Source organism: Streptomyces sp. NPDC058662 (assembly GCF_042716255.1).
In the GTDB taxonomy this organism is placed as follows: Bacteria; Actinomycetota; Actinomycetes; order Streptomycetales; family Streptomycetaceae; genus Streptomyces.
The window spans coordinates 1-17,468 of the sequence record NZ_JBHXRU010000084.1; the positions used below are offsets into that span (position 1 = coordinate 1).

The window sequence follows — 17,468 nt, forward strand, 5'->3', positions numbered from 1 at the left end:
GGCGGGTCCACCGCTCCCGTGTCCGTCCTCCTCCTCGCGGCCGAGACCTCTGGGGAGCTGGCCCGCCTGCTGGCCTCGCCCGCGGCGCCGGCCTCCTCCGCCTCCTCCGCCAGCGACGACGCCGCCGCCGCGCACGGTGGCCCGTACCGGCTGGCGATCGCCGGGCCGACCCCGGAGCGCCGGGCGCTGGCGGCGAAGGTCCTCGCGCGCGGCCGCCCTTGGCGCGGCCGGGGCGGGGTGTGGTTCACTCCGCGGCCGCTGCTCGGCCCGTACGCCGCCGAGCCCGGCGGTCGGCTCGCCCTGCTCTTCCCGGGCCTGGAGCCGGATTTCGCACCCGCCCTGGAGGAGGTGGCCGCTCGCCTGAGCCTGGCGGCCCCCGCGCTGTCCGGCGGCGGGGAGCTCGTCGAACGCGCCCTCGACGCCCTTGCCACCGGCCGCTTCTTCGCCCGGGTCCTGGCCGAACTGGACATCCGTCCGGACCTGGTGGCGGGGCACAGCCTCGGCGAGTGGGCCGCCATGGTGGTCGCCGGAATGTACCCGCGGGACGCCGTCGACACCTTCCTCAGCTCCCTGCGGCCGGGCTCGCTCGCCGTACCGGACCTCGTGTACGCGGCCCTCGGCTGCGGCGCCCGGCAGGCGGCGGCAGCCCTGCACGGTGTGGAGGGGGTGGCCGTCAGCCACGACAACTGCCCGCACCAGTCGGTGGTGTGCGGTCCCCCGGAACGGATCACGGAGGTACTGGGCCGACTGGCCGGCGAGGGAGTGCTGGGCCAGGAGTTGCCGTTCCGGTCGGGTTTCCACACGCCCATGTGGGAGCCGTACCTCGGCCAGGTACGGGACGCGTTCGCGCGGCTGCCGCTGCGGACGGCCGAGGTTCCGGTCTGGTCGGCCACCACGGCCGCCCCGTACCCCTCCGGGCCGCGGGAGATCCGCGAGCTCGTGATCCGGCACCTGCTGGAACCGGTGGACTTCCGCTCCTTGACCCTGCGGCTGCACGAGGCGGGCGTACGGGCGTTCGTGTCGGCCGGGCCGGGCGGCCTGACCGGCTTCGTGCAGGACACGCTGCGCGGGACGGAGCACCTCGCGGTCGCCGCCTCCACCCCGCGCCTGTCCGGGCCGGACGCCGTGCGCCACATGGCCGCGGCCTTGTGGACGGAGGGACTGCAGCCCCGCTGGGACCGGCTCGCCGACCGGTCGGCGCCGCCGCGCGCCGGGCACCCGGTCCGGCTCGACCTGGGTTCCCCGCTGGTGCGCCTGAACGGCGCCGCGGGCACCCTGCGGGAAGCCGCGCCGCGCACCGGGTCGGGACGCCCGGCCGCCGCCGCGGACCGGCCGGTCCTGCTGTCGGCCCTGGACGCCGTCCTCGACGCGACCGAGGACGCCGCGCGCGCCGTCACCGCGGCCCTGACCGCCGCGCCCCCGGACCCGGTGGTGGCAGCGCCGACGCCCGCGGCACCGCATCCGACCCCGGCCCAGGCCAGGCCGAAGGCCCAGGCCCCGGCGCCGGTGCCGGCCCAGACCCAGACCCCGGCCCCGGCCCCGGCCCCGGCCCCGCCGCCGGTTCCGGTGCCGGTCCCGGCCCAGACAACACCCCCGGCCCAGACAACACCCCCGGCCCCGGCCCCGCCTCCGGTCCCGGCGGCCGCCGCGCCCGCTGCCGGGCCGCCGCGGAAGCGGACCCGGCGGCTCTCCCTCGACACCCTCCCCTCCGTCCGCGACCACTGCGTCTACCTCCAGCCCGACGGCTGGCCGGAGGAGTCCGACCGCTTCCCCGTCGTCCCCATGACCACCATGCTGGAGCTGGCCGCCGAGGCCGCCCTCGCCGTCCGGCCGGGACGGGTCGTCACCGGCTTCGAGGACATGCGCGCCCTGCGCTGGCTGCCCGTGGCGCCCGCCGTCGATGTCGAGTTCACCACCCGCCCGGAGGGTGACGGCCGCGTCCGGGTGGCCATCGGCGACTGTGCTTCCGTCACCGTCCTCCTCGGGTCCGGCCACGGCCCGCCGTCCGCGCCCGATCCGTCGCCGCTGACGGGCGAACGCGTCGCGCCGGTCTCCGCCGAGGCGCTCTACCGGGACCGCTGGATGTTCCACGGCCCCCGGTTCGCCGGAGTCCACGAGGTCACCGCCGTCGGGGACGACGGCATCCGCGGGGTGCTCCGGGCGCTGCCCGCGCCGGGCGCCCTGCTCGACGCCGCCGGGCAGCTCCTCGGACACTGGATGCAACTGCGCCTGGACGGCGACAAACTCGTGTTCCCCGCCGTCCTCGCGCGGGTCCGGCTCCACGGCCCCCCGCCCGCGCCGGGGACGCTGCTGGCGGCCACCGCCCGGATCCGCGAGGTGGGGCCGACCTCCGTACGCGGGGACGTGGAGCTCCGCACCCCCGGCGGCGCGGTGTGGGCGCGGCTGGAGGACTGGACGTACCGACGGTTCGCCGCCGATGAGCGGGTGTGGCCGATGAAGTTCACCCCGGAGGTGTCCGGGATCGGCGAACCGCAGCCCGGCGGCTGGTGCGCGGCCGCCCGCCGCTGGAGCGACCCCGCCTCGCGGGAGCTGGTCATGCGCCGCTACCTCGGCGCCGCCGAGCGCGCCGTGTACGAGCAACTCGCACCCCGCGCCCGCGGGCCCTGGCTGCTGGGCCGGATCGCGGCGAAGGACGCGCTGCGGCAGCTGCTGTGGGACCGGGGCGCCGGGCCGGTGTTCCCGGCCGAGGTCACGGTCGGCAACGACGCGGCGGGCCGCCCGGTGCCCGGCGGTGCGGCCGCCGGACTGCACCTGACCCTGGCGCACAAGGACCGGATCGCCGTCGCCCTCGCGCACCCCGGCGCCCCCGTCGGCATCGACGTCGAGCCGGTGGCCGAGGACCCGGGCGCTCTGCTCCGCGTCGCGCTCACCGCGGACGAGCACGGCCTCGCGGAGCGACTCGCGGCCGGGGACGGGTCCGGTCTCGCGTCGGCCGTCACCCTCCTGTGGTGCGCCAAGGAGGCCGCCGCGAAGGCCGAGGGTACGGGCCTCGGGGGGCGGCCCCTGCGGTGGCGGGTGAGCGAGGACCCCGCGGGCGGGCTGCGGGTCGTCTCCCCCGCCGGACGTGTCCACCGCGTGGGCACGGCGACGCACGCGGGTCATCTCGTCGCCTGGACCGTCCCCACCAGCGCCACCGCCGTCCCCACGGCCACCACCACCGCCACCGCCACGGCCGCTTCAGCCGTGTCTGCCGCTCCGGCCGCTTCCACCGCTCCGGCCGAGGGCCGCCCCCGCGCCTCGCGCCCCGCCCCCGCAGTCCTTCCGACCCCCACGGAGACCAGCCATGGAATCTGACATCCTCGCCGAGATCACCGGCATGCTCGTCCGCGTCGTCGGCGACGAGTTCCTCCTCGCCGACGAGGTCACCCCGAAGACCACGTTCAACGAGGACCTGGCGCTGGAGAGCATCGAGTTCGTCGCCCTCGCGGAGCTGCTGCACGAGCGCTACGGATCCGGGGTCGACCTGATGGGCTTCCTCGCGGAGAAGGACATGGAGGCGATCCTGGCCATGTCGGTCGGCGAGCTCGTCGACCACATCGCGAGGACGGCTCACGGCGCGCTCGACGCGCTGCCGGTCCGCCCGGTCACGACAGCCTGATCCGCCATGGCCGAGATCCTCGCCAACGGGCTGCGCTTCCACGTCCAGCGGCTGCCCGCGGCCGACGTCCCCCCGTCCGGTACCGCCGCGGGCGGCCGGGACGTCCCGGTCGTCTTCCTGCACGGCCTGGTCGTCGACAACCTCTCCAGCTTCTACTGCCCGCTGGCCCTGCCGCTGGCCCGGGCCGGGCACGAGGTGGTCCTCTACGACCTGCGCGGCCACGGCCTCAGCGAACGCCCGGCCTCCGGGTACGACCATCTCGGCGCCGTCCGGGACCTGCTCGCACTGCTCTCCGTGCTCGGGCTGGACGGCCGCCCCGTGCACCTCGTCGGCAACAGCTACGGCGGCACGCTCGCCCTGCACACCGCCCTCGCCCGGCCCGGTCTCGTCGCGGGCCTGACCCTGCTCGAACCACCGCTCAGCGGCCCCTGGGTGGAGAACATGCTCGACACGCTGTCCGTCGCCGCGCTCAGCCTGGAGGACAGCCAGGTCCCTGCCGAACTGCTCTCGCTGCGGCTGCGCAAGCAGGCGAAGCTGACAGCCGTCGCCGACGCGCTGTTGAACGGGACCACCCTGATCGACGACATCGCGGCCGGCCGCACCTTCACCCCCGCCGACTACGCCGGGCTCGGCTGCCCGGTCCTGGTCGTCTGCGGGGAGCACTCCGAACTGGTCGCGGGCGCCGCGGAACTGGCCCGGCACGCGCCGCGCAGCGCACTGCGGATCCTGCCCGGGCTGGGGCACGACGTGCTCAAGGACACCGGTGGTGTGCTGCTGGGCGCCGTACTGGCGCACGCGGCGGCCGTCCGCCGGGCCGCGACGGGAGCACTGATCGTATGAGGTTCCTGTTCGTCGTCCCGCCATTGGCGGGCCACGTCAACCCGACGGTGGCCGTCGCCGCCGAACTGGCCGCCCGCGGACACGAGATGGCCTGGACCGGTCCGGCCGAGGTACTGTCCGCGCTGCTTCCCGCCCACGCCCGGCTGTTCCCCGCCGGGGACGCCGCCGGCGCGGAGTCCGCCGGGTACGCCGCGCTGCACGGGCGGTGGCGGGACCTGCGGGGTGTCGCTGCGCTGCGGTTCCTGTGGGCGGAGGCGCTGGTGCCGCTGGCCCGTGCGATGGTGCCCGGGGTCGAGCGGGCCGTCGCGGCCTTCGCCCCGGACGTGGTGGTCGCCGACCAGCAGGCGATGGCGGGAGCCGTGGTCGCGCGCCGGCTCGGCGTCCCCTGGGCCACCTCGGCGAGTACCTCGGCCGAGTTCACGCGGCCGTTCGCCGGGTTCCCCAAGGTGGGCGCGTGGGTGGCCGACCAGCTGGCCGGGCTGCTGGCCGAGTGCGGGGCGCCGCCCGGCTGGGATCCGCGGTTCTCCGACCGGCTCGTGCTGGTCTTCTCCACGCCGGAGCTGATCGGCGGAGCCGACCCCCTCCCCGGCCACTACGCCTGCGTGGGGCCCGCTCTCGGCGCCCGCCCCGCGGGTGCGGACTTCCCCTGGCAGCGGCTCGACCCGGACCGCCGGCGCGTGCTGGTCTCTCTCGGCACGCTGAACCAGGAGGCGGGTTCGCGGTTCTACGCCGCCGCCCTGGCGGCCGGGGAACGGCTCGCGGACCGGGTGCAGCTGATCGTGGCCGCGCCCCCGCACCTGGCCGACCGATTTCCCGCGCACGCCCTGCTCCGGGAGGCGGTGCCGCAACTGCGGCTGCTGCCCCACCTGGACGCCGTCGTCTGCCACGGCGGCCACAACACGGTGTGCGAGGCGCTCGCCCACGGCCTGCCGCTGGTCGTGGCCCCGATCCGGGACGACCAGCCGGTCGTCGCGCGGCAGGTGGTCGACGCCGGGGCCGGGGTCCGGGTGCGTTTCGGCCGGGCCCGGCCGGCCGATCTGCACGACGCGCTCACCGCCGTACTGGAGGACTTCGGCCCGCACCGTCGTGCGGCCCGGCGCATCCAGGCGTCCTTCGCCGCCGCGGGTGGCGCCGCCACCGCGGCCGACAGGTTGGAGAAGCTGTCATGAGTCCTCGGCTTTCCCTCGCGATCACCGTGGCCCTCGGCGCGGGGACGGTACGGGCGCGCCACCGCCTGCGCGCACTGCCCGTACTGCCCGCGCTGCCTGAACTACGCGGGCTGCTCCCCGGTGGGGAGCCCGCCGTGGCGGAGTCTGGCGTGGCGGCGTCTGCCGGCGGGGAGTACGCCGCCGGGCCGCGTCGGCGGCTGCTCACCGCGCGGGGCGTGGCGGCGGACGCGGGAGTCCTCGCGGCGGCCCGCGCCCACGCCGAGCGGGAGGGCCTGGACGTGCTGGAGCTGCTGCCGGCGGACCTGGCCGCGGAGGAGGCCCTCGGTCTCCTGCGGCTGGTAGACCCGGCCCGGTACCGCCGGGACAGGCTCGCCCAGGGGCGCGGCGCGGGGTACGCCGTGCTCGTCGGCGAGGACGTCCTGGAGCGGGCCGGGGTCGATCCGGACCGGTCCTGGGACCGGGTGGAACTCCTCGCGCTCGGACGCCGTTTGAAGGAGTACGCCACCGCCTCGACGGATCTGGCCGTCGCCCCCGGCCTCAGCGCCCGCGCGGTGCCCGCCGGTCCGGGAGGCCGTGCCGCCGGGCTGCGGGCGCAGGGTCTTCCGCCGGCGCTGCTGTCGGCGCTCCAGCTGGCCGGTCTCGCGCTGCTGGCGGGGGCGGCCGTGCGGGGCGGCCGCTGGGGTGCGGCCGCGGCCGGGCTGTACTGGCTGCAGCCCGTGCTGGTGCTGGGCACCGGCGGACCGCTGCGCCCCGCGGACCTGGCGGGGGCGAGCGCGGTCCGGCCGCTGCGCTCGCTGCGTGCCGCGTTGCGCACGGCCGCCGGATCCCGCTCGCAAGGGAGCGACGGGACTCGTAAGGACGGCGTGTGGGAGGACGGAGCCCGGGGGGACGGGGCGCAGGGGGACGGGGCGCAGGGGGACGGGGCCTGGTACGCCGCCGCTCTCGCGGACGGTACCGACCGGTTCTTCGAACCCAGGCGTCCCGACTGCCCGTGGTGCGGCTCGCCGCGGCTGGAGGTGCTGGTCCGGATGCCGGACCTGCTGCAGCGCAAGCCGGGACGCTTCACGCTGGAGCGGTGCGCGTCCTGCGCGCATGTGTTCCAGAACCCCCGGCTGACGGTGGAGGGGCTGGACTTCTACTACCGCGACTTCTACGACGGGCGCGGCGGCGAGGGCGTCGGGGTGGTCTTCGGCCGGCTCGGGGCCCATTACCGGGCGCGGGCCGCGATGCTCGCCCCGTACGCCCGCCCGGCCACCTGGCTGGATGTCGGCACCGGCCACGGGCACTTCTGCAACGTCGCGCGTGACGTGTGGCCGGACACCCGCTTCGACGGCCTCGACATGGGCAGCGGTATCCGGGACGCGGAGCGGCGGGGCTGGGTCACCATTGGCTACCAGGGCCAGTTCCCCGACCTCGCCGACAAGCTGGCCGGCCAGTACGAGGCCGTCAGCATGTACCACTACCTGGAGCACACCCGCGACCCGTTCGCCGAACTGGACGCGGCCGCACGCGTCCTGGCACCCGGCGGCCACCTGCTGATCGAACTGCCCGATCCGCGGTCGCGGATGGCCCGCCTGCTGGGCCCGCACTGGCTGCCGTGGTTCCAGCCGCAGCACCAGCACCTGATCCCGGCGGGCAACCTCCGCACGGCGCTGGCCGAGCGCGGCTTCACCGTACTGGCCGAGGAGCACGGTACGGCCCATCAGAACAACGACTTCGTGGGCGCAACGGCCCTCCTCACCAACCGGCTGGCCCCGGACCCGGACAACCCGTGGGCGGACCCCGCCCTCGCCCGGCCCGGCCGGCGCGCCGTGCGGAAAGTGGTACGGGCGGCCGCGGTGCCGTGCCTGGTGGCGGCGGCCGGGCTGGACGCCGTGCGGGGCGCCGTGGCCCGCGGCACGGACAGCGGCAACGCGTACCGGCTGCTGGCCCGCAAGGAGTCGCGGTGAACTCCACGCGGGCGGATGCGGACGGCGTGGCCCCGCGGGCGGATGCGGACCGCGTGCCCCCGCTGTCCCACCGGGCCACCGCCGACCCGCTGTTCCGGCTGGTGGCCCACGCGCTGGAGACGGCGCACGGCCGGACCCCGGCCGCGGTGTGGAGCGCCCCGCACGCCTTCCACCTCGACTCGCCGGGTCTGGTGGCCGCGGCCGGCTGGCCGGTGGCGGCCGCCGCGGCCCCCCGCGCGGACGGCCTGGTGCGGCTGAGCTCGCTCAGCCATCCCGCGCAGAGCTGCGACCTGCCGCTGACCGGCCGCTACCCGGACACCCCCGGCTGGGCGGCACGCCCGTACGCCCTGCTGCGGGCCCTCGCCCGGGCCGGGTACGGCCGCGCCGGCACGGACCTGCACGTGCAGGGGGCGCTGACCGAGGCCGCCGGCCTGCGCCTCCAGGAACCGCTGGACTGCGCCGTCGCGCTCGCCGTGTCCGACGTCCACACCCCGGCCGGCGGGGAGCGTCCCGCGCGGGAGTGGCTCGCCGCGCTGCTGCGGGAGGTGGCGCCGCGGGACGACGCGGCCCTGCGCACCGCCGTGCTCTTCGCCCGGCCCGCTACCGCCCTGTACGCCGGTCAGGGCGGAGCGCGCCGGAGCACGCCCTTCGACCCGCCCTCCTCGGGGACGCGCCTGGTGCTCCTGGCGGTGCGGGGCTCCCCGGAGGACCGCGGGGACGGTCTGGCCCTGGCCGCGGAATGCGTCCGCCGGGCGGGCGCGCTCCGCGCCTGGCCCCCCGGCGGACGGCCGGGCCGCAGCATCCTGGTGCTGCTGCCCCGGGACCGGTCGGCGGCCGTGCGCGCGACGGTCACGGCGGAGTTCCGCGACCGGGGGCGACCCGCGCCGCGCTTCGTGAACATCACCGTCGCCGGCGCGGCCCGCCGCGAGGACTGACCGGCTCCGCCGCACGTCGGACGACCCCGCCCGCACGTCGGTCGACTCCGTGCCGAACGAGGCCGTCTCCGCTGCCTCGGCCTCGGGCAGAAGGGCGCGGGTCGGGGGCCTGCGAGGCTCACCGGCCGGCTCAGAGTCGGACCGGGCCGGCCGCACGGTGGGCCGGTCGCTCCTTGCCCTCGTCCGCGTGCGGCAGGAGTTCGGCGATGACCTCGGTGCCGAGTGCGTACGCCGGTACGCCCGCGGTGATGAGCGCGGTCTCGGCGACCCCGATGAGGTCGGCGATGCCGGCTCCGGCATGGAGTGCGCCCTGGGCATGGATACGGGCGGGGTGGGCCCGGCCGAGGGCCAACAACTGCCCGAAGTGGACGAGCTGCTGCACCCGCGGTCCCAGCGGACTGTCGGTCAGCACGATGTGCCGCAGTGCCGCGATCGCCTCCTCGGTCGGCAGCCGGCCGAACTCCCGGGCCAGGCGCAGCCGCTCCTGCACTCCGCCGGGAACGGTTCCGAGGGTGGAGCGGTAACGGTCGCGTACGGCCTCCGTACGGGAGGCGAGCGTGTCGTCCGTCATGACGCGGCCCGTGCCATCGCGGTGCGCACGGCCTCCTGGGCCCCCGGCGGGAAGTCCACGGCACCGCCGATCGCCGCGGCGGCGATCTCGGCTTCGGCGCTCTCCTCGATCGCCACCACGAGGCGGGCGGTGGCAGCCGCGTCCGGGCCGAACGCCAGCAGGCCGTGATTGGCCAGCAGGACGGCGGCCGTCGTCGGGCGCCGCCGCAGCACGTCGGCGACACCGCGCACCGATACATCCGATCCGCGAGGCCCCCAGGGCACCACGGGGACGTCCTCGGCCTGTCCGAAGCGCAGCATCGGCTCGGTGCGGCAGGGCAGCGGCCGGTGGGCCACGGCGAAGGCGGTCGCCGAGGGCGAGTGGGTGTGGATGACCGCGCCCACGTCGGGGCGGGCTCCGTACACGGCGCTGTGCATGGCGATGATCTCCGCGCTGACGGACTGCAGCTCGCCTTCGAGGACCTGCCCGTCGAACCCGACGGTCGCCAGCTGGCCGGGCCGCAGGCCGCGGACGAACCCCGGCGTCAGCAGAAGGCGCTCACCGTCGAGCCTGGCGCTCAGGTTGGCATGCCCGGAGTGGGACATCACCCCGGACGCGAAGAGCATCTCCGCGGCTTCCACCAGCTGGTCGGCCCGCTCATTGCGTACGTACTCGTCACTCATCGCGGTGTCTCCAAGTGTCCTGCCAGCAGCTTCCGTTCGCCGCTGTCCACGTGCCGACCACTCTGCAACTTGAACTAAGGTTCAAGTCAAATGTCCGGATGGACGGACGTGGAGAAGGAGGAGCGGAACGTGCGCATGACGATCGGCCGACTCGCCGAGATCACCGAAGTGCCCGCTTCGGCCATCCGGTACTGGGAGCGCCACGGCCTGCTGCCGGCGCCGGAACGTGAAAGCGGGCAGCGGCGCTACCCGCCCGAGGCCGCCGAGCGGATCACGGTCCTGCGCAAGTGCCAGCAGGCCGGGCTGAGCCTGGCCGAGATCAGGGAGTTCCAGCGGGAGCAGCCGCACAGGGAGGCCGTGATCCGCGCCAAGATCACCGAGATCCAGCAGCGCATGCTCGACCTGGACCACGCCCACCAGCTCCTGACCCACGCCCTCAGCTGCAGCGAGGAGGACATCGTCGGATGCCCGAAGTTCCGGCAGCAGATGGCGTCGTGGCAGACCCCGCGTCCGGCGCCGTGAACGGCGCCGCAGGCGGGTTGTGGGGACCGGGACGGTACATCCCCCCGAATTCCGCTTTCTCACGACGGGTGCAGTCCCTACCCTGAACCGGAACGGGGCCGCGCGCGGCCCCGCAGGTTGCGGTGCCGTGGCAGAGCGGTCCAATGCGATCGACGTGGGAGAGGCCCTTCCCGCGTCGACTGACGGGGACGGGGCGGGCCTGCCTCCAGCTGTCTCGCGGGTTCAAATCCCGTCGGCACCGCAACCGCCCGCCCTGGTCACGGTCGAGCCCACGGAGTCGCCCGGCCTGCCGTCGTCGCGACGGCGCCGATCCCGCACAGGACCGAACCTGACCTGACCTGACCTGACCTGACCTGACCTGCGATGATGACGGAGTGCCAGAGCCAGGGACCACCGCCGTCGTCATCGTTCTGCCCGATGCTGCCCCGCTTCTCGACTCGGCATGGCGTATCGACCCGGCTCTGGTGCGCCCTGGGGTCCCCGCGCACGTCTCGCTCCTCTACCCGTTCGTACCGGAACCGGCGCTGACAGGTGAGGACGAGGAGAGCGTGCGTTCGCTGGCGGCGAGTTCTCCGGCAGCTGATGTGCTCTTGAAGGAGCTCGTGACGGCGTCCGGTTTCATCGGCGTCGCCGTTCCGGAACTCCAACCGCTCGTCGACGCGTTCCACGCCCGGTGGCCCGACGTGCGCCCGTACAGCGGCCGCTTCGGAACGCGGCCCGTCGCCCATGTCACGGTCGCCATGGGTGCGGACGATCCGGCATCCGCCGCCGATGTCCGCGCCGCCATCGGCAGCCTGCTGCCTCTACGCACCCGTGCGGCGGCGGTCCAGCTGGTGGTGCTGACGAAGGACGGCTGGCGGCCACGTCTCACCGTGCCCCTCGGCGGCCCGACCGAACAGTAGACGCCGCCCGCCGAACCCTCCCGTTCTCCGGGCGCCCGGGGCGGCGCCCCTTGTTGACGGCCCGGGTGGGAAGCGCGGCGCCCGGCGCTTTCGTGTCGGTCCCCGGCGAAGGTCGGGGGCCCGCGAGAATGAGGGTGGCGAGGTGTTTACTTCGATTGGTGGAGAATGTCGGCTGATCGCACACGCACGGGACGCTGCAAATCCTCTCCGGGCTCAGGTCGCGCTTCGAGCGGTGCGGGGGTGTGGCGGTGAGCGGCGCCGTGTGGGCGGGCGCGGCGGTGGCGGCGATCACCGGCGGTTACGCGCTGTGCTCCCGTCGGCTCGCCTCGACGCCGGTCACCTCCGCGATGGTCTTCACCGGCTTCGGGATCCTCATCGGGCCGGTGGGGCTTGACCTGCTCGATCTGACGCACGACGCGGGCATCGTCCTGACGCTGGTCGAGGCCGCGCTGACGTTGGTGCTGTTCACCGACGCGATGGCGGTCCGCCGCCACGACCTGCGCGTGGGCGGGTTCATCCCGGGCCGCCTGCTGGGTTTCGGGCTGGTGCTGACGGTGGGCGCGGGCTGGTTGCTGGCCTGGCCGTTGCTGCCGGGCCTGACGATGTGGGAACTCGCGCTGGTGGGCGCGATCCTGGCCCCCACCGATGCCGCGCTGGGGAAGATCGCCATCACCAGTCCGCGCGTCCCCGCCCTGGTACGCAACGGGCTCAACATCGAGAGCGGCCTGAACGACGGCATGGTACTTCCGTTCTTTGTGCTGTTCCTGGCCGCGTTGCCGGGGACGACGGCGTCGCAGGAGGGCGTGTCCGGTGTCTTCTGGCGTGCGCTGGTCCTCAGTACCGCCGTGGGCTTCGTGGTCGGCTGGTGCGGCGGATGGCTGCTGGCGCGGTCGCGCACGGCGGGGTGGGCGACGCCGGGTTGGTCGCAGGTCTTCGTCCTCGCGGTCGCCCTCGGCGCCTATATGGCGACGGTGGCCTGGGACGGCAGCGGCTTCATCGCCGCGTGGGTGGCGGGTTTCGCGTTCGCGCTGGCCCTGCGCCGCAGCACGCCGTCTCCGCAGGGACCTCCCGTCCACGAGGCCGCCGACTTCGTCGAGAAGTGCGGCGAACTGCTGGCGGCGGCGAGTTTCCTGGTGTTCGGCGCGGTGCTCCTCGGCCCGGCGCTGCAGCATCTGAGCTGGCGCATCGTGCTGTACGCGGTACTCAGCCTCACCGTGGTCAGAATGCTGCCGGTGGCGTTGTCCCTGGCGCGAAGCGGGTTGCGACCGCCCACGGTCCTGTACATCGGCTGGTTCGGTCCGCGCGGGCTCGCGTCGATCGTCTTCGGTCTCCTGGTGGTCGAGGAACACGTCCCCGGCGTCGTACTGCTGGGACACGTGGTCGCGGTCACCGTGGGACTCAGCATCGTCCTGCACGGCCTGTCCGCGCTCTCGTTCGCCGACCGCTACGGCGCCTGGCACCAGGCGGCGTCCGCCACGGCGCGGTTGCGCGAGGGCGATCCAGCGGTAGCGGCGCCGCCCCGCAGGCGGGGCGCACTGGACGAGCCCGGCCCCTGACGTCCCGCCCTCCCCGCGTGCCCCGCGTGCCCGTGTGCCCGTGTGCCCGTGTGCCCGCGGCGCCCTCACGCTCACTCACGCCCAGCACTGGCGGGTGGCGCCCGCCTCAATACCGCGGTGCCCGGTTGGCTGGTGCTGCTGCCGCGGCGCCACGTTGCAGCGGTTCATGACCTCACCGACGGCGAGGCGGGGCTCGGGCCGGGGCACCTTTGGCGCGCGCGGAGGGCGGAACGGGCGGAACGGGCGGCGAAGTGCTGCTACCACGGGGGCTTTCGTGCGTCACGGGTGTGTCACTTCGCCCGCGCGCCCCCCGCCCGGTGGCCAGGATGGCCTGATGCGCACACACCACGGCATCACCCTGCTCGCCGCGACCGCCGCGATCCTCGCCCTCACCGCGTGCGGTCCGGAAACGGCGGGCCCGGCCGGCGGCACCAGCCCCGAGCCCGCCGCCCCCACCGCCCCGGCCTCCGCGACGCCGGCCACGAAGACCGCCGCCCTCCCCGACTTCGTCGGCAAGGGCCTGCAGGCCGCCCAGGACGAGGCACAAGCGGCCGGCTTCGTACTCCTCACCTCGCACGACAGCCTCGGCCGCGACCGCAACCAGGTCCTGGACCGCGCCTGGAAGGTGTGCAGTCAGACCCCGGCCGCCGGCCCGGGCGTCGACACCGGCACCCGCATCGATTTCGGTACGGTCAAGCTGGAAGAGTCCTGCCCCGCCACCGACTCCACCGGGCCCGAGCCCGTCGGCGACACCATGCCCGACCTCGTCGGCCAGGGCATGAAGGCAGTCCGTGGCGCGCTCCCCTCGAACGCGTCCGTCACCGTCAAGGACGCCTCCCCGCAGGGCCGCATGGTGCTCCAGGAGTCGAACTGGACGGTGTGCAGCCAGGATCCGAAGCCGGGGGCGGCACTGACCGGTCAGCCTGTCTCCTTCACCGTGGTCAAGACCGGGGAGTCCTGCCCCTGAGGGGGGCGGGCACCGGGTGAGGGGGAGCCGCACGCGAGGGGCAGGAGGGCCGCAGGCTCAGACGGGAGCCGGTTCGGAGCGGTGGGTGGCGGGGCGTCGGCCGCGCCGGTCTGCGAGGAGAGCAAGCGCGGTACCGAGGCCGACCCAGGTGGCGAGGGGTGAGGTGGGGAGTCCGGTGCCCGCGCCTGAGGCGAGCCCAGCGTTCCCGGGCGGCGTTCAGGGCACCGCGGCCGCCCTCCTCCTCGACATCGAGCGCCGGGCGCCTCCCCGGAGCGTGGCCACCCGAGACGCGAGCCGGAGCCCGGACATCGGCAGCGCCTGGCTGCTGCCAGGCCGGTTCAGCGGGCACCAAATGGGTAAAATGTTGCAAAACTGACATGCGCCGCGACCTCCCCCTCGCGTCCGGAGGCGTCTCCCATGGATCCCTGGCTGCTCTGGCTGATCGCCGCGCTCCTCCTGGGCGCGGCGGAGATCTTCACCTTCACCGCAGCGCTCGGGTTGCTCGGGGGCGCCGCGCTGGTCACCGCCGCGTTCGCGGCGATCGGCCTCCCGCTCCCCTGGCAGTTCCTGGTGTTCGCGCTCCTGGCCACGCTGGGCGTGGTGGTCGTGCGTCCGGTCGCCCTGCGCAGCCTGAGCCCGCCGCAGCGGGCGCGTTTCGGCGTGGACGCCCTGGTCGGCGGAGCCGCGTACGTCACCGCCGAGGTGACGGCGCTGGGAGGCAGGGTCCGTATCGGCGGTGAGGAGTGGACGGCCTGCGCCTACGACGAGACGCTGGTGATCCCTCCCGGCACCACCGTGGACGTCATCGAGATCAAGGGCACCACGGCGCTCGTCTACCCCCGGGAGTGAACCATGGAAGCATCGGCGTTCCTCATCGCCGGCCTGCTCGTCGCGGTCTTCGCCGTGTTCACGGTGGTGCGCGCGGTACGCATCGTGCCCCAGGCCCGCGCCCGCAACGTCGAACGGCTCGGCCGCTACCACCGCACCCTGAAACCCGGACTCAACGTCGTCATCCCGTACATCGACCACGTGTACCCGGTGATCGACCTGCGCGAGCAGGTCGTCTCCTTCAAACCGCAGCCGGTCATCACGGAGGACAACCTGGTCGTCGAGATCGACACCGTCCTGTACTTCCAGGTCACCGACCCGCGCGCCGCCGCCTACGAGATCGCCGACTTCCTCCAGGGGGTGGAGCAGCTGACCGTCACCACCCTGCGCAATGTCGTGGGGTCCATGGACCTGGAGAAGACCCTGACCTCGCGCGACACCATCAACAACCAGCTCCGCGGCGTCCTCGACGAGGCCACCGGCAAATGGGGGCTCAGGGTCAACCGGGTGGAGATCAAGGCCATCGACCCGCCGCAGTCGATCAAGGACGCGATGGAGAAGCAGATGCGGGCCGAGCGGGACAAGCGGGCCGCCATCCTGGGGGCGGAGGGGCAGCGCCAGTCGCAGATCCTCACCGCGGAAGGCGACAAGCAGTCCGCCGTGCTGCGCGCCGAGGGCAACCGGACGGCCGAGATCCTGCGGGCCGAGGGCCAGTCGCGAGCCATCGACGAGGTGTTCCAGGCCGTCCACCGCAACGACCCCGACCCCAAACTGCTCGCGTACCAGTACCTCCAGATGCTCCCGCAGCTCGCGCAGGGACCGGGCAGCACCTTCTGGGTGATACCCGGCGAGGTCACCTCCGCCCTGCAGAACGTCACGCGCGCCTTCTCCGAGGTACTCCCCCAGTCGACGGCGACCCGCGCGGCCTCCTCGGACGGTCCGGCCGTGCAGGCCGCCAATGACGCGGCGAAGGCGGCGGAAGCCGCTGCGGAGGCGCTCGCCGACGCAGCGGAAGCCGACGCCACCGCCGCCGGGGCCCCTTTCGCCGGCTTCCCCGCCGCGGCGCCCCCCGCCCGGCCGGAACCGCCGCCCGCCGGTCAGCCGGGCTGAGGGGCGCCGCCGGCCTGCGTCGTCGCCTCAATCCGCGCGTCAACCGGTGTGTCAGCCCGCGCGTCAGCGGCTGTCAGGGCCCGGGAGATCGAGACCAGCAGCTCCCGGTCCTCCGCCTCCGCCGCGCGTACGGCGGCCACGGCGCGGGCGCTGCGCTCCGCGGCGGGCGGCGACCCGCCCGTGCGCGCCTCCGCCGCCGCCCGGAACATCGCGGCGAGCCCGGCCGCGGCGGCTTCGCGCCGCGCGGCCCCGCTCCGCTCGGCGTGCCGGTGGGCCTGCTCGCGTACCGCGTCCGAGCAGTGGCCGCACAGTCCGAGCATCCAGTCGTGGATGGTGGTCATCCGGTAGAGGAGGACCTGCTCGGGTCCGGCGTACCAGGGCGGGGGGAGGAACATCGTGCTCCTGGGGCCGGTCCCGGGGGTGCGGACCAGGCGCCACAGCGGCCGCAGGGCGGCGACGGCGCGCAGGGGGTGCCACACGCGGTCGATGAACCCGGGGCCGAAGGCCGGCACGAGGAGTCCGACGCCGACCATCATGCCGCTGACCGAGATGAAGGGCGACAGGCACGCGTTGAGCACGTCCCAGTCCCGGCCCGCCCAACGGCCCGCGATGGCCGTCAGTTTGAAGAGCCCGAAGACGACGTTGGCGAGGGCGGCGATCACCAGGACGAGCAGCCCGACCCGCAGGGAGGCGTCCGTCGCCGTCCTCGTCCTGTGCGCCGTGCTCCCGCCGATGTCGAGCAGCCAGTTCCAGCACATGACGGCCGTGGCGGCGCCGGCGACGACGTACGCGAGCAGGTAGAGCACCAGCATCGCGCCGATGAACGGGGTGGCGGCGTAGTACGTGTCGAAGTCGCGCGGACGCTCCACCGGTACGTCGCCCAGGGCGAAGAGGCCCGCGAGGGTCACGATGACGAGGCAGCAGGCGGCTTTCCACCCCCGTATTCGCCGACGGGTGCGGGCCCGGTCCCCCGAGTCCCCCCGCCAGTGGTCGAGCAGCACCAGCGAGGCGCACGCGTAGGCGGTCATGAGGCAGTGGACGAGGAGGGCCGAGAGGTTGCTGACGCCGGTGAGCCGGTTGACCGCGGTGACCGTGGGCGGGGCGGAGAGGACGAAACCGGCGCAGGGCAGGAGGAGCAGCGCGTTCACCGTCCGGACGGTCGGGCTGCGCCATCCCCGCAGGAGGGCGGGCGCCTTCGCCAGCAGGGCCGTGCCCAGTACCGCGGCGGAAACGTAGTAGTTGGCGCCTTCGTCCACCATCAGCCGGCCAGCGATGCCCGGATACGGCCGACCAGCGCGTCGGGGGGCGCGCAGTCGCGGGCGCCGAACAGGAAGGGCCGGAACTTCGCGGCGAGCAGGCGGCCGAACCGCTCCGCGCGCCGTTCCTCGTCGAGGTCGTAGTCGGTGCGCGCGGCGCCGTGGGCGAAGGCGTCGCCGAGGTCCCACGGGTCCCCGAGCGTGCTGCGGGCGGCGGGGGCTCCGACCGCCGCGGCGCCACCCGACTGCCCGGACCGGGCCTCCCAGCGGTGCCACAGCTCGTGCCCCAGGATCACCAGCTGGTGGACCGGCAGGGTGTTCTTCTCCACCACGACCACTTCGTGTTCGGCCAGGTCGAGCCAGAGCCCGCTCACCGTGTCCGGGGGGAACGCCTCCAGCATGAGGCGGACTTCGCGTCCGCCGCTCTCCGTCAGGTAGGCGCAGATCGCCCGCAGCAGCTCGTGCGGCTCCCCGGCGATCGGACGCCGCACCCCGGCGAACAGTTCGTCCCGATGCCGCCTCATCGCACGGGACGTACGCACCGCGACCCCCATGTGTTCCCCACCCGGACCCATCCCCTTG

16 protein-coding genes and 1 tRNA gene are annotated in these 17,468 nt (G+C 74.8%); 13 read left to right on the forward strand and 4 right to left on the reverse strand.

Annotated features, from left to right (window positions below; genetic code table 11):
• The 6 genes from ACFWUQ_RS24390 to ACFWUQ_RS24415 form a co-directional block, all read left to right on the forward strand.
• Nucleotides 1-3,315 (forward strand): acyltransferase domain-containing protein (locus tag ACFWUQ_RS24390; protein ID WP_384541706.1); only part of this gene is annotated, 3,315 nt, incomplete at its 5' end.
• Complete coding sequence (locus ACFWUQ_RS24395; protein WP_384541709.1) at nt 3,305-3,619, forward strand: acyl carrier protein; 315 nt, start codon at nt 3,305-3,307, stop codon at nt 3,617-3,619. The genes ACFWUQ_RS24390 and ACFWUQ_RS24395, both read left to right, overlap by 11 nt.
• A gap of 6 nt (nt 3,620-3,625) precedes the next feature.
• On the forward strand, nt 3,626-4,459 hold the full coding sequence (locus ACFWUQ_RS24400; protein WP_384541712.1) for an alpha/beta fold hydrolase: 834 nt from the start codon (nt 3,626-3,628) through the stop codon (nt 4,457-4,459).
• On the forward strand, nt 4,456-5,628 hold the full coding sequence (locus ACFWUQ_RS24405) for a glycosyltransferase (protein WP_384541715.1): 1,173 nt from the start codon (nt 4,456-4,458) through the stop codon (nt 5,626-5,628). The genes ACFWUQ_RS24400 and ACFWUQ_RS24405 overlap by 4 nt, the downstream gene beginning before the upstream one ends.
• Complete coding sequence (locus ACFWUQ_RS24410) at nt 5,625-7,577, forward strand: class I SAM-dependent methyltransferase (protein ID WP_384541718.1); 1,953 nt, start codon at nt 5,625-5,627, stop codon at nt 7,575-7,577. The genes ACFWUQ_RS24405 and ACFWUQ_RS24410 overlap by 4 nt, the downstream gene beginning before the upstream one ends.
• Entirely contained in the window at nt 7,574-8,512 is a 939-nt protein-coding gene (locus ACFWUQ_RS24415; RefSeq protein ID WP_384541721.1) for a galactokinase, read from the forward strand. The genes ACFWUQ_RS24410 and ACFWUQ_RS24415 overlap by 4 nt, the downstream gene beginning before the upstream one ends.
• 130 nt (nt 8,513-8,642) lie before the next feature.
• Here ACFWUQ_RS24415 and ACFWUQ_RS24420 read toward each other — a convergent pair whose 3' ends face one another.
• Both ACFWUQ_RS24420 and ACFWUQ_RS24425 read right to left on the reverse strand, forming a co-directional pair.
• A complete protein-coding gene (locus ACFWUQ_RS24420) occupies nt 8,643-9,083 on the reverse strand; it encodes a carboxymuconolactone decarboxylase family protein (protein WP_384541724.1) in 441 nt (146 codons plus the stop codon).
• Nucleotides 9,080-9,745, reverse strand: a complete 666-nt coding sequence (locus ACFWUQ_RS24425; RefSeq protein WP_384541727.1) for a class II aldolase/adducin family protein — start codon at nt 9,743-9,745, stop codon at nt 9,080-9,082. Before ACFWUQ_RS24425 ends, ACFWUQ_RS24420 begins: the two co-directional genes overlap by 4 nt.
• 90 nt (nt 9,746-9,835) lie before the next feature.
• On the opposite strand from ACFWUQ_RS24425, the gene ACFWUQ_RS24430 reads away from it, so the two are divergent.
• The 7 genes from ACFWUQ_RS24430 (at nt 9,836) to ACFWUQ_RS24460 (ending at nt 15,630) form a co-directional block, all read left to right on the forward strand.
• Nucleotides 9,836-10,267, forward strand: coding sequence for a MerR family transcriptional regulator (locus tag ACFWUQ_RS24430; RefSeq protein WP_384541730.1), 432 nt, complete (start codon nt 9,836-9,838; stop codon nt 10,265-10,267).
• 121 nt (nt 10,268-10,388) lie between these two features.
• A tRNA-OTHER gene (locus ACFWUQ_RS24435) sits at nt 10,389-10,508 on the forward strand.
• Nucleotides 10,509-10,641: 133 nt separating this feature from the next.
• Nucleotides 10,642-11,169 (forward strand): 2'-5' RNA ligase family protein, encoded by a 528-nt coding sequence (locus ACFWUQ_RS24440; protein WP_384541733.1) that lies wholly within the window; start codon nt 10,642-10,644, stop codon nt 11,167-11,169.
• Between the two features lie 248 nt (nt 11,170-11,417).
• Nucleotides 11,418-12,725, forward strand: a complete 1,308-nt coding sequence (locus tag ACFWUQ_RS24445; RefSeq protein ID WP_384541736.1) for a cation:proton antiporter — start codon at nt 11,418-11,420, stop codon at nt 12,723-12,725.
• A gap of 334 nt (nt 12,726-13,059) precedes the next feature.
• Nucleotides 13,060-13,692 carry a hypothetical protein gene (locus ACFWUQ_RS24450; protein WP_384541739.1) on the forward strand — a complete coding sequence of 211 codons (633 nt, stop codon included), beginning with the start codon at nt 13,060-13,062 and terminating at the stop codon, nt 13,690-13,692.
• Between the two features lie 417 nt (nt 13,693-14,109).
• Complete coding sequence (locus tag ACFWUQ_RS24455; protein WP_384541742.1) at nt 14,110-14,541, forward strand: NfeD family protein; 432 nt, start codon at nt 14,110-14,112, stop codon at nt 14,539-14,541.
• A gap of 3 nt (nt 14,542-14,544) precedes the next feature.
• Complete coding sequence (locus tag ACFWUQ_RS24460; protein WP_384541745.1) at nt 14,545-15,630, forward strand: SPFH domain-containing protein; 1,086 nt, start codon at nt 14,545-14,547, stop codon at nt 15,628-15,630.
• Here ACFWUQ_RS24460 and ACFWUQ_RS24465 read toward each other — a convergent pair.
• Entirely contained in the window at nt 15,618-16,889 is a 1,272-nt protein-coding gene (locus tag ACFWUQ_RS24465; RefSeq protein ID WP_384541748.1) for an MAB_1171c family putative transporter, read from the reverse strand. The two genes, ACFWUQ_RS24460 and ACFWUQ_RS24465, sit on opposite strands and share 13 nt — an antisense overlap.
• On the reverse strand, nt 16,889-17,410 hold the full coding sequence (locus ACFWUQ_RS24470) for a toxin-antitoxin system, toxin component (RefSeq protein ID WP_384541751.1): 522 nt from the start codon (nt 17,408-17,410) through the stop codon (nt 16,889-16,891). Before ACFWUQ_RS24470 ends, ACFWUQ_RS24465 begins: the two co-directional genes overlap by 1 nt.
• Nucleotides 17,411-17,468: the final 58 nt, after the last annotated feature.